This window comes from Methyloferula stellata AR4, assembly GCF_000385335.1.
Lineage (GTDB): Bacteria > Pseudomonadota > Alphaproteobacteria > Rhizobiales > Beijerinckiaceae > Methyloferula > Methyloferula stellata.
In genome coordinates this window covers 1,809,241-1,821,766 of record NZ_ARWA01000001.1, presented here as the reverse complement: position 1 = coordinate 1,821,766, position 12,526 = coordinate 1,809,241, and the positions used below count along the sequence as shown (strand labels likewise).

Below are 12,526 nucleotides of genomic sequence, written 5' to 3'. Positions count from 1 at the left end.
GGCCAGGTCCATTATTCTTTCGGCCGAACCGCTCGTGGGGTCAGCTTGGCATCGAAATCCGGCCGGACGCGGGCTTCGGCCTGCAATTTCAACTGACCCTCCGTGACGACCGTCTCTCCGGCTTTGACACCTTCGAGAATGGCCACACGATCTTCGAGCACGTCTCCGGTGCGCACGGCCCGGCGCTCGATTTTATAGGAGATGTCGCTTTGAGCCGCCGCCTGCGCCCCATCGGCGGGTGGCGCAACGGGAACAACAACAAAGACGCTGTCGCCATAAAGTGAATAAGTGATGGCCGTGCGCGGCAGGACCACGCGTTCGACCGATTCCCCGGCAATGACTGCCACATTGGCAAACATGCCCGGCAACAGCACGCGATCGGGATTAGCAAAGAGCCCGCGCACCGTGACATTGCGGGTATCTTGCGCGACACGCGCATCGATCGTCTCGATCTTCCCGCGAAACGTCTTGTTTGGATATCCGTCGACGGTGACTTCCAGCGGCTCGCCCGGCTTCAAGCGCGCGATCGATTGTTCGGGTATCGGAAAGTCGACATAGATCGGGTCGAGCTGCTGCAAGGTGATGAAAGCCGTTCCGGGCGAAAGATATTGGCCGAGATCATATCGGCGCAGGCCGAGGCGGCCGGCGAAAGGAGCGACTACCGTTTTTTGAGCGATGGTCGCGCGCATTTTTTCGACCGTCGCCTCGGCCGTGTCGCGCGCCATTTGCGCCGCATCGAGATTGGCCTTGGCAGCATTACCGGAGTCGGTCAGCCGGCGCTGCCGATCGAGCGAGATCTCGTTGTTTTTCAGCGTCGCAAGATTGTTTTTGAGATCGGCCTCTTCGACCGAGGTGTCGATATCGAAGAGCGCCGCGCCTTTTGCGACATCCTGGCCGTTTTGGACATGGATCGCAGTGATCGTCCCGGCCAATTGGGACGACACGTCGATGCCCTGCACGGCCCGGAAGGTGCCGACAGCCGGCAGGCGCGGCGTCCAGGTGTCCACAACCGCTTTGGCGACGGCCACGGCCGGGGGCGGCGGCGCAGACGAGGCAATGATGGTTTTGATCATCTGCGGCTTCACGACGAATTGGAAATAGCCGAGGCCGCCGGTGACGCTCACAAGGAGGATCAGAACGAAGAGGAAGAGAAGCGCTCGTTTCATGCGAACCAACGAAAATATGCGGCTTGGGCGGTCGGGGGCTTTATCCACCCTCGGTGGATCAGAGCGATCCACACATGACCGAACCGTTCGGTCGAATCCTATAGCGTAAATTTTTGGCAGGCACAACGTACCCGGAAGTTCGGCTGGTGGCGCCCGAAGGCCCGGTCTTTTCAATGCGTTGAAGAAGGTTCTTGGCGCTACCGCATATTCATTTCATGGCTTTTGCGAGGCAGATGTTGCATTCGGCAATCGAAGCATCCAGGTCCCGTGTCTGCCCCAACGCATGAAAGCCGGCATACAAAAAAGCCGCACGACAAAGGCCCGCCAAACGATCGGCGGGCCTTTTGGTCTATGCGCTGCGGGGCTGCCCGCTAGAACGGGTGTGCGTCCCTATCGAAGCGATCGGCAGTCCTTTAAGCCTTTTTAATCGCGCCGGATTGCTCCGAAAACCGCTTCGTATTTCGCGGTCCGATGCTCTGGCGCAGGCAGGTTTTAATATTTGAGGCCGCTCACCGTCTTGAATGCTCCCTTGCCGCCGACACCCTTGCGGCCAGCGGCTTTGGCGTCTCCAAAGGCCCGGTAAGCGGCTCCAAGAACCCGGTCCATCTTGCCGTCGGCCCGCAGTTTGGCGTCGCCAATAAGCTTGCCGGCGGCAGCTTCAACGTTGCCTTTTATCTGCCGGGCAGCCCCTTTCACTTGATACTTATTCATTGCTCACGCTCCTTTGACGACACGCGAGAACAATGCGTGGAACGACAGGCGGGTTCCTGTGTTGAGCGTCGGCAAGCCACCTTTGCCGGAGAAAAAAACCGGGGCGGTGGGGCGGCAAATCCAAGCCGGTCGCCCGTATGAGGGTTAACACTTACTTAACAGTCTTGGCGTTGCCTTAACGAATCCGCAGAAACGTCATCTGCGGCGAGGCGCCGCGCTATCGCGTGTTTTTGAGCTCAAATCGCTGTGAAAACCGCTGAAAATGCAGAAAATGCCGCAGTTCGGTGTCTGGCCGGGCTGGCACAGAAGGTGCATTTGTCAGTTCAACGACGATAATATGGCGTTTTGTTAAAGGGAGAGCGTGAGGGGAGTTCAACACTTGAGAGGCTGATGGTCATGACACCTTTTACAATAGTGATCCTCATATGCGCGATGGCTGTGGATCACGCTGCTTGCCAGCCCGACACCGCGGTCGATGTCGTGCAGGGTCCGAAGGTGGCCAATGAGAGAGAATGCGGTTTCTTGGGTCAGGCGACCGTCGCTGGAACAGCGATCGCGCCACGCCCCGGCGAAGAATATATGAAGATCGTTTGCCAGCGTTCAGGCTCTCTCTCCGCCTCTCACACAGCTGAAGCAACTCCTGCTGAGTGACATATTGAAGAGCAGACTGCCTAAATAGCAGGCCCTAAAGTTTAGGCAGCGCTCTTTTTATAGGCTCAAATTTGAGATCTCGCACCGGTTTGTATCCTGCGGCCTGTGTCATGAGAGTCTCACCGCCCAGATTTTCGACGATCGTGGCTAAAGTTGCATTCTACCGCATTGGGCAGTCGCCAAAAGCCGACCCGCCGGGCAATGCCCGCGCATAAAGCGCGCTAAAGATCCTCGCATCAGAAACGATTCGGAAACAATTTCAGCCTGGACAAGGGCGCGCTGACGCGTTGACTAAGAAGAAGCGAACTGGTCTACATCCGCCATAGGCGGTTCGGCGGGTTAGGGGAGCTTTGCCTCGGGAATGAATATAGCAACGCCACTGGAACGAGCCTGGCAATTTCGCGAATTGATCCGGGCGGTCGTACGGCGTGAATTGGCAGTACGCTTCAGCGGAACAATTTTCGGCTGGGCCTGGGCGATCTTCGGACCGCTCGTCATGCTCAGCGCCTATACGGTGATTTTCACTTCGGTCGTAGGCGCGCCCAATTCGGCCAAGGGCGGCCCCGGCGCTTATACCGTGTCGATCTTCGCCGGCCTCATCATTTTCAATCTGTTCAGCGAACTCGCCTATCGCTCGCCGGGCCTGCTGCACGAACATGCCGAAGTCATCAAAAGATCGATCTTTCCGAGCGAAACTTTAGCCTGGACGGCGACGATCAGAGCCTGCGTCTATGCCGGCATCAGTTTTGGGGTGCTTCTCATTTTCGAGATCGTGCTGACGCATGGAATCCCGCTGACGTCGCTGCTTTTGCCCGCCGTGCTCGTGCCTTTGTTTTTATTTCTGCTCGGCATGTCATGGTTTTTGATGGCGCTTGGCTGTTTTACGCGCGACATTGCCTATTTGATGGTCTCTATCGTGCCGGTGCTGATGTTCGTGACGCCGATCTTCTATTCCATCCAGGATTTGCCCCCCAATCTTCAGATCGTGGTGCGCGTCAATCTGATCGCCGATTATGTCGAACTGATTCGTAACCTGCTGTTGCAAGGCACGCTTCCCAACCCGATTCTCTATTTTGGAACGGTGGGCGCCTCGCTTCTGATCTTCTTTGGCAGCTATCGGTTTTTCATGCGTTATAAGGCAGTATTGGTCGATGTCATCTGACGTGATCATCCGGTGCGAAGGCATAGGCAAGGCGTTCCAGCTCTATGCGCATAGGAACGACCAGCTGAAGCAAATCCTGTTCGGCCGCTGGAAGCGTTTTTATCATCAGCACTGGGCGCTCCGCGATATTTCCTTCGAAATTCGCCGCGGCGAAAAGCTCGGCATCATCGGCCGCAACGGGGCCGGCAAAACAACTTTGTTGCAGATCGTCTGCGGCATCACCGAACCGAGCTATGGCAAGGTCGCCGTGACGGGATCGATCGCGCCGATTCTGGCGCTTGGCGCCGGCTTCGACCTCGAATTGACGGGCCGTGAAAATGCGATGATCGGGGGCGCCATTCTCGGATTGCGCCGCAGCGTCATTGAGCAAAGATTGCCGTCCATCGCGGCTTTCGCCGATATAGGCGAGTTTTTCTTTCAGCCTTTGCGCATGTATTCGAGCGGCATGGCCGCGCGCCTCGCCTTCGCCATTTGCGCCCATGCCGACGCCGATATCATGATCGTCGACGAGGCCCTCTCCGTCGGCGACGCGGCGTTTGCCGAGAAATGCGACGCCTTCATCGAGGATTATGCCAAGCGCGGCACCATTTTGATCGTCTCGCATGATCTCGTGACGCTCGAAAATCTATGCGACCGGGTTCTCTGGATCGATGATGGATGCGTGCACAAAATCGGAGCGCCGGCCGAGGTTCTGGATGCCTATGCGGCAACGGTGCAAACGAAGCCCTTGTCGGCGAAACCCTTGGCTCCCCGCGTGGCTGCGCGCGGCCGTTAGCCCCCTCGTTCTTTAAAATTCGATGTGATTGGCGGGCGTCGCGGGGCTGAATGTCTGTTCCGGTACGTGAATCATCGCGAGATCCGGCCTTTCCATTACGGTTGAAACCCGCTTGCCCCCATTTGTGAGGTTACCTCCTTCGCGGAAACTGTTATCAAGTGACGTGTCTCGCGTCCTGTAACAGGAGTCACCAGCGATGGCCGGTGCGGATGTTCTTCAGGTCATTACCAAAATATATGACGGCATCCTCGACGCGCAGAGCCAATCGGAAGTCTGCGAAAGCGTCGTGCGCCTTGCCGGCGGCCACATGGGCATTCTAGCGACCCATCGGCATCGGCCGGATCGCTCGGTCATGTTCTCGAAGATGGCCTATAACAACGATATGGCCTCGCAAATGGCCTATCTTACCCATTTCGATAAGATCAGCCCGTTCCACTTGCTCGAGAAGCAGGCCCGGCCCGGCGAAGTCGTCACGGCTTCGCATCTCGTGAGCTCGGAAGATTACAAGCGTTCGGTGTTTTACAACGAATGGGCCCGCAAGCGCGACCATTGGGACTATGTCGGCATCATGCTGACGAAACAGCCTGGCGCCATGGCCGGTTTTGCGATTCTGCGGCCCTCCAGCGCGGGCATCGTCACCCAGGACGAGATGGCGGCCATGAAATCCATCGCGCCGCATCTCAAGCGCGCCTTCATGGTCGGCGATCTGCTCGACGAATATCGGTCGCGGGCGCATCTGCTCGGGCGCTTCGTGGCCAGCGCCGGCTTCGGCGCGGTTCTCACCACGGCCGGCGGCCGCATCGTTTACGCCAACGATACCGCGGAACAATTCATGCGCGGCAACAGCGGCCTCAAAAGCGAACAGGGCTTCATCAGCGCGGCTGATTTCAAGGCCTCGCAAAGATTGCAGGCGCTCGTCCTCGCCGCGGCGCGCGGGACCGAAGATCTGGCGCCGGGCGGATCGATCATCCTGCCCACTGAGGCCGGGGGTGCATCCCTCGTGGTCCATGTCGTGCCACTATCGGGACGCGCGGCCGGCTATATTCTCGACAAGGACAGTCCGTCCGTCGGGCTTTTCATCGTCGATCGCCGTCGCGGGATGACGGATCGGGTCAATGTCTTTTCGGCCATGTTCCACCTGACACCGGCGGAAGGGCGCGTTCTCGACGCATTGATCTTCAATGAGGGGCCGCCACAAAGCGTCGCGCAAAGGCTCAAAATCTCAGACATGACGGCGCGCACGCATCTCAAACATATTCTCGCCAAGACCAGCACCCACCGGCAGGCCGATCTCGTGAGATTGTTCTTCGAGACGACCATCCCTTGGAAGGATCGCTGAGCGCGGTAAGAGCGCACGGCGATCGGATCTGGATCATGCCTTCGGCGCGTCATCCAAGCCGAAAAGTCAGCGCCTTTTCGAGATGATGCGCATGGGTTTAGGCGTGGGCAGGCCCATCCACCGGCGTCAGGCCAAGCGGAACCAGAGGCTTCACCGGCGACATATTCGCGTTCTGCTTATGCAGCATGAATAGCGCGACCGCGAATTCGGCAAGGATCGCAGCAAAGATCACGAACGCTAAGCGCGGATCGCGTCTCACTAAGGTTTCGGCCGCGATCAGGATCGCGATATGCAGGACGGGCACGGCCAGAATGGTCACGGCTGTGCCGGCCGAACCGCGGCCCGTCGCCGACGTGACCGTCAGCACAAGTCCTATCCCGAATAATCCATGCGCCAGCGCCAATAGGGGAATGCCTACGCGCTTTGTCGCTTCGCTGGTCCATTCCGCCAGGCGGCGCTGATCTTGGAGGCCCGAGAAGCGTTCGGCGATAAATTCTCCCAAAGGCAATTCGAACACGCCGCGCCAATCGCGCTTCGGCATGCCATTTGTGCCTTGCATATCGATCGATAGGACATATTCGTCGAAATTCGCCGTCCGCATATCGGCTGAGCCTTGCGGGCGCGTCTGGATAGACCCATTCGTCATGACGAGCAGAACACCGTGGTCGTTGCGGCGGAATTCGGTTTCCGCCGCGGTGATGATCTCCTCCTCCTGCTTTTCCGGCGAGAAATGATGGATGAACACGCCGGTCGCGACATCGGGCGATTTCCACCGCTGGAAATACAGCGTCTTGGTGCCATTATCGAACGTATAGAATTGCGCTGGCTCCAACATGCGGTGATTGAGCGAATTGCGGATGACGTGAATGACGTCATGCATCTGCCCGACATAGGCCGGCGCGACGAAGGACGAGAACCAATAGCCGACGCCAACGGCGATCACGCCGACAAGCGCGGCCGGCATGCAAATCGACCAGACCGACAATCTGATGGAATAAAGAACCGCGATCATGCCTTCCGACGACATGCGCGCGAATTCAAGCGTGATGGCGACACCGACCGCCAATGGAAGCGCGATATAAAAAACCGTCGGCACAGTGCCGAGAAGCGCAGGCATCAGCAAACCGCTGCGCACTGCCGCCGGCGGCAGGTAGTGAAACAGCGATGTCATGATCACCGGAACGCAAAGACTCGTCTCGATCAGCAAGGCCGAAAGCGCGATGCGTTTCGCGAGATAGAGCGTGAGCAGTCGAGGCATTCGATCTTCCGGCTAGATCAGGATCAAAGAAAACGTGGGCTCGACTTCCAATATTGGGTTCATCCATCAAACATAAACGCAAAGCGCCCTGGCAAGACAATCACTTATTCATGCGCGCATTGGCCTGCTTGGCATATTGCAGCCAAGCTGCGTCGAAAACACGGCGGCTGGGCAGACTGGTTGCCCCTGCCCAATGCGCGAAAAAGATCCGGTTGCCGACCGGATCGACGGGCCCGTCCGGCTGAAACGCAATCCCCTCGGCCTTATAAAAGCTCTCGTCCGACGCCGTTTCGACGCATTCGCGGAGAGACGCCACTTTCAGCCCGCGCCGATGGACGATGAAATTCGTCAGAGGCTGGGCGAAAAGCATGCCGCGCTTACGCACGGAATGGAAGATTTTCTCGTCCTTTGCGATCGTCTCATAGAAATCGCGCAACGACAGAACATGGTTCGAGGTTAAAAAGAACCCGTCGTTGAACAACCGCGCATTGCGCAGGAAATCGTAATTCGCCTGTTTTTTATTGTAGACATATTCCTCGCTCGACGAGGCCATGACGAAATCGGCTTTTTTGCTCTCGATCAGACCGAAAAGCTCACGCACATCGCGAAAAAGAAGCGTATCGACGTCTATGTAGAGGACTTCATCGAGCGGCAGAGCCAGCGACAGGAACTTGCGCAGCCGACGGCGATGCCCCGGAAACAAAGGATAGAGCCTTGCCGCCAAAGCGTCGAGTTCGGCGCTGTCGGGCGTCACGAATTGGACGCCATAGACATCCGCGGCGCGCCGCGTCAGGGCGACATTATCGTCATAGGGAATGAGATAAAGCGGTGTCGCCGCATTACTCGCGAGGTAGCTTTCGAGGAATGGGAGAAGCCAATCGGCAATCTTGTCATTGGCAATGACGGCAATACCATATTTTTTCGCGGGCAATGATGGATCCGACATGAAGGCGTGACTCGAATGCCTGGGGGTTAGGCGCGCGTCGCAGGCATTGACGGGCACGGTGTGATTTCGGTTAGACGCGCCAAAAAATGAAGCGACGAGGCGGAAACGAACCCGCCATTCCACATTTTGCCGCCCGCTGGCAAGAGCCGGCTTGGCATTAGCCTTCCAGAGCCATGCGCCTCAATCATAATAGTTGAGGTCAAGGCACGAGTGTGGCGCCACGGCTTCATGTCGCATGTGCCCACCGAAAATCACATAAAGACTTGTTTATATCTTTATTGCCTGCCCTTTCGGGGCCTGCTATAGAGCGGCACCCTTTCCCAAACGCCGGCCTGCCATGACCCAAAGCTCTCCCGATTACGCCGTTACCGACCTCGGACTCGCCGCCTGGGGCCGCAAAGAACTCGCGATTGCCGAAACCGAAATGCCCGGCCTGATGGCGACGCGGGCGGAATTCGGGCCGTCGCAACCGCTCAAGGGCGCCCGCATAGCCGGCTCGCTGCACATGACGATCCAGACGGCGGTGCTGATCGAGACCTTGAAGGCGCTCGGCGCCGATATCCGCTGGGCCTCATGCAACATCTATTCGACGCAGGATCATGCCGCGGCCGCGATCGCCGAAGCCGGCATCCCGGTCTTCGCGCGTAAGGGCGAAAGCCTCGTCGATTATTGGGACTATACGCACAAGATTTTCGAATGGGGCGACGGCGGCACGCCGAATATGATTCTCGACGACGGCGGCGACGCGACCATGCTGATCCATCTCGGCATCCGCGCCGAAGGCGGCGATACGGCTTTCCTCGAAACGCCCGGCAATGAGGAGGAAGAAATCCTCTTCGCCGCGATCAAGAAGCGGCTCGCCTCGCATCCGGGCTTTTACGGAAAAATCGGTGCCGCCATCAAGGGCGTCAGCGAAGAGACGACCACAGGCGTCCACCGGCTCTATAATATGGAAAAGGAAGGCAAGCTTCTGTGGCCCGCGATCAACGTCAATGATTCGGTCACGAAGTCCAAGTTCGACAATCTCTACGGCTGCCGCGAATCGCTTGTTGACGGCATCCGCCGCGGCACCGATGTCATGATGGCCGGCAAGGTCGCGATGGTCGCCGGTTTCGGCGATGTCGGCAAAGGATCGGCCGCCTCGCTGCGCAATGCGGGTGCGAGAGTTCTCGTCTCGGAAGTCGATCCGATCTGCGCCTTGCAGGCCGCGATGGAAGGCTATGAAGTCGTCACGATGGACGAAGCCGCGCCGCGCGCCGACATCTTCGTGACCTGCACCGGCAATATCGACGTCATCACCGTCGATCACATGCGGGCGATGAAGGACCGTGCCATCGTCTGCAACATCGGCCATTTCGACTCGGAGATCCAAGTCGGCGGCTTGCGCAATTTCAAATGGCACAACGTCAAGCCGCAGGTCGACGAGATCGAATTTCCCGACGGCCACCGCATCATCCTTCTCTCCGAGGGACGCCTCGTCAATCTCGGCAATGCGACCGGCCATCCGTCTTTCGTGATGTCAGCCTCCTTCACCAATCAGACCCTGGCGCAGATCGAACTCTGGACCAAGCAGGGCCAATATGAGCGCAAGGTCTATACGCTGCCGAAAACCCTCGACGAAAAAGTCGCGGCATTGCATCTCGACAAGATCGGCGTGCATCTCACCAAGCTGACGCCGCAACAGGCGGGCTATATCGGCGTACCGCAGACAGGTCCCTTCAAGCCGGAACTCTATCGCTATTAGGCGCATGATCCCGAAAAGGCGGCCCCATTTCGGGGATCATCTGTAAGCCTCGCGCAAGGTTAGGCCGCTTCGGCGGCCTGCCTTTACGCCTGGACCCGAGCCGTTACGCGCATAACCCTCCCCTACGAAATCCAAACAACCCACAGGAAAAGATTAACCCGATTCTCAAAGACTCCTCTTATCGCTAAAGTGGACTGATTCGAACGCAGTCCATGGCCGAGCGGTGGGGAGATCATGAATGGGACGGCGGCATCGGCATATCGCCTTGTCCCTTGAAAAGACCCTGCTCGGCCTTCCTCCTTTTTTTGTTGCACCGGAGGCTTCGGCGCAAACCGCCGATCAGCTCGCCGTCCTGCAGGGCCTGCGCGAAAGCCACGACATTATCGGACTTTCGCTCGTCATCGGACTTGTCCTGTTTTCGACGATCACCGCGCTTTTGCATCTGGCCGGCCGGCAGAGCTGGACGAAACGCGAAAATGCGCTCTCGCTCGAACTTGCAAATATCCGCGCCAAACTCGATCGCGCCGAAGTATTTCTGGCCGCCGAGCCGCAGATCATCATTGCTTGGGACACGGCGAATGGCGGCCCGGAGATCACCGGCGATCTCAGCCTTGTCACCGATGCGCCGGTCGCACGCCGCGTCCTGGGCTTCGGCTCGTGGCTGCCGCCCGAATCCGCCCAGAAGCTCGACTCTCTCGTCGATAAATTGCGCTTGCGGGGCGAAGCCTTTCGCCTTGCGGTCGAAAGCCTCGGCGGCCGCCATCTCGAAATCGAGGGCCGCGCCGTCACCGGCCGCGCCGTCATGCGCATTCACGATGTCTCGGGTGACCGCCGCGAAGTCATTCGTCTGCGCGAATGCCAGATTCGAACCGTCATCGAAATCGATGCCTTGCATGCGATGCTCGACGCCATTCCCAATCCGGCCTGGATCCGCGATCAGGATGGATCGCTGACCTGGGTCAATGTGCCCTTCGTAAAAGCCGTCGAAGCGAAGGACCCGGGCGACGCGATTCTAAGGCAGGCCGAACTTCTCGAATGGCGCGCCAGAGATGGCGCAGCCGCGGCGCGGCGCGCCGGACGGCTTTGGCACGAACGCGCACCGGCAGTCGTCGCCGGCGAAAGGCGCATGTTCGATATTGTCGAAGTGCCCGGCGAATTCGCATCGGCCGGCATGGCAATCGATCTCTCCGATCTCGAGGCGAGCCGCGCCGATCTGTCCCGTCTCACCGAGGCGCATGCACGAACGCTCGATCAATTGACGACGGCCGTCGCCATTTTCGACCGCTCCCAGCGTCTCATCTTCCACAATGCGGCCTATCGGACGCTCTGGGCGCTTGACCAGAACTTCCTCGATCAGAAGCCGACCGATTCCCAGATCCTCGACCGTCTCCGCGCCGCCGGGCTCCTCCCCGAACAGGCGGATTTCCGGAGCTGGAAAAAGAGCTTCCTCGGCTCCTACCAGTCGATCGAGACGAGCGAGCAGGTCTGGTATTTGCCGGACAGCCGGACGCTGCGCATCGTCGTCAACCCAAACCCTCAGGGCGGCGTCACTTATCTCTTCGACGATGTCACGGAACGCTTCCATCTCGAATCGCAATTCAACGCCCTGACCCGCGTGCAAGGCGAGACGCTCGATACGCTCAAGGAAGGCGTCGCCGTCTTCGGCACGGACGGACGATTGAAGCTTTTCAATCCGGCCTTCGCCCAGCTTTGGAATCTCGATCCCAAAATCCTCGCGGAGCGGCCCCATATCGATCAGGTCGCAGCGCTGTGCGCCGTGCTTCATCCCGACGAGACGGCCTGGAACGAACTCCGCAGCTTCGTTGCCGGACTGCAGGATGAACGCACCGGATTCGAGCGGCGCTTTGCCCGCAGAGACGGCACCGTGCTCGATTGCGCCGCCCTGCCGCTGCCGGATGGCGCGACTCTCTTGGCCTTCACCGATATGACGGCGGGCGTCAATGTCGAGCTCGCACTCACCGAACGCAATCAGGCTCTGATCGATGCCGAGAAGCTGCGCAATGATTTCGTCCATCACGTCTCTTATGAGCTGAGGTCGCCGCTCACCACCATCATCGGCTTCATCCAGCTGCTGGGTGACGGCGCCATCGGCCCCTTAAATGACAAACAGCGCGAATATATTGGCTATGTCATGAACTCATCGGCCGCGCTGCTTGCCATTATCAACGATATTTTGGACCTTGCCTCGATCGATATGGATGCGATGGAGCTTCAGCTCGAAGAGGTCGATATCAAAGAGACGATGAAAGCCGCAGCGCAAGGCATCCAGGACCGGGTGGCCGATTCCGATATTCATCTGCGGATCATCGCGCTCGACGACATCGGCAGCTTCAGGGCCGATGCCAAGCGCGTCCGGCAGATTCTGTTCAATCTGCTTTCGAATGCGATCGGATTTTCGGCGCGAGGCCAAAGCGTGACATTGGCCGCCTTGCGCCGCGACGATGAAATCGTCTTCAAGGTCAGCGATCAAGGCCGCGGGATACCGCCGGCCGTTCTCGACCGTGTGTTCAACCGGTTCCATAGCGATACCTCGGGCTCCGGCCACCGCGGAGTCGGGCTTGGCCTGTCCATCGTCCGGTCCCTGGTCGAATTGCATGGCGGACGCGTCTTGATCGATTCGGTCCTAGGCGAAGGCACGACGGTGACTTGCATCTTTCCCGCGCAGGGTGTGAAGCTGATAGAAGCTCGAGCCAACGCTTGGCCGGAGCCAGACAGCCCGCGCCAGGAAAGGCGGACGCAAGGTTAGCTGGAAT

Annotated in this window: 9 protein-coding genes; 5 read left to right on the top strand and 4 right to left on the bottom strand. The window is 58.7% G+C overall.

From position 1 onward, the window contains the following. Positions 1–11: 11 nt before the first annotated feature. Together A3OQ_RS21840 and A3OQ_RS24370 are read right to left on the bottom strand one after the other, a co-directional pair. Positions 12–1,166 carry an efflux RND transporter periplasmic adaptor subunit gene (locus tag A3OQ_RS21840; protein ID WP_020175041.1) on the bottom strand — a complete coding sequence of 385 codons (1,155 nt, stop codon included), beginning with the start codon at positions 1,164–1,166 and terminating at the stop codon, positions 12–14. Between the two features lie 492 nt (positions 1,167–1,658). Then, positions 1,659–1,877: a CsbD family protein gene (locus A3OQ_RS24370; RefSeq protein WP_020175039.1), complete on the bottom strand. Its 219-nt coding sequence runs from the start codon at positions 1,875–1,877 to the stop codon at positions 1,659–1,661. A gap of 1,012 nt (positions 1,878–2,889) precedes the next feature. Here A3OQ_RS24370 and A3OQ_RS0108915 point away from each other — a divergent pair. From A3OQ_RS0108915 to A3OQ_RS0108900, 3 genes are all read left to right on the top strand, one after another. Beyond that, positions 2,890–3,690: an ABC transporter permease gene (locus A3OQ_RS0108915; protein ID WP_020175037.1), complete on the top strand. Its 801-nt coding sequence runs from the start codon at positions 2,890–2,892 to the stop codon at positions 3,688–3,690. Continuing rightward, the gene (locus A3OQ_RS21830) at positions 3,680–4,465 is read left to right on the top strand and encodes an ABC transporter ATP-binding protein (protein ID WP_020175036.1); all 786 of its coding nucleotides are present in this window, start codon (positions 3,680–3,682) and stop codon (positions 4,463–4,465) included. The genes A3OQ_RS0108915 and A3OQ_RS21830 overlap by 11 nt, the downstream gene beginning before the upstream one ends. A 196-nt stretch (positions 4,466–4,661) precedes the next feature. Next, positions 4,662–5,804 (top strand): helix-turn-helix transcriptional regulator, encoded by a 1,143-nt coding sequence (locus tag A3OQ_RS0108900; RefSeq protein ID WP_020175035.1) that lies wholly within the window; start codon positions 4,662–4,664, stop codon positions 5,802–5,804. Between the two features lie 97 nt (positions 5,805–5,901). Here the strand turns inward: A3OQ_RS0108900 and A3OQ_RS0108895 are convergent, their stop codons facing one another. Both A3OQ_RS0108895 and A3OQ_RS0108890 read right to left on the bottom strand, forming a co-directional pair. Further along, positions 5,902–7,062: an LptF/LptG family permease gene (locus A3OQ_RS0108895; RefSeq protein WP_020175034.1), complete on the bottom strand. Its 1,161-nt coding sequence runs from the start codon at positions 7,060–7,062 to the stop codon at positions 5,902–5,904. A 100-nt stretch (positions 7,063–7,162) separates the two neighbouring features. Further along, positions 7,163–7,993 (bottom strand): hypothetical protein, encoded by an 831-nt coding sequence (locus tag A3OQ_RS0108890; RefSeq protein ID WP_341872075.1) that lies wholly within the window; start codon positions 7,991–7,993, stop codon positions 7,163–7,165. Between the two features lie 352 nt (positions 7,994–8,345). Between A3OQ_RS0108890 and ahcY the strand changes: the two genes are divergently transcribed. Then, a complete protein-coding gene (gene ahcY, locus A3OQ_RS0108885; RefSeq protein WP_020175032.1) occupies positions 8,346–9,752 on the top strand; it encodes an adenosylhomocysteinase in 1,407 nt (468 codons plus the stop codon). Between the two features lie 238 nt (positions 9,753–9,990). Beyond that, entirely contained in the window at positions 9,991–12,519 is a 2,529-nt protein-coding gene (locus tag A3OQ_RS0108880; protein ID WP_020175031.1) for a sensor histidine kinase, read from the top strand. Positions 12,520–12,526: the final 7 nt, after the last annotated feature.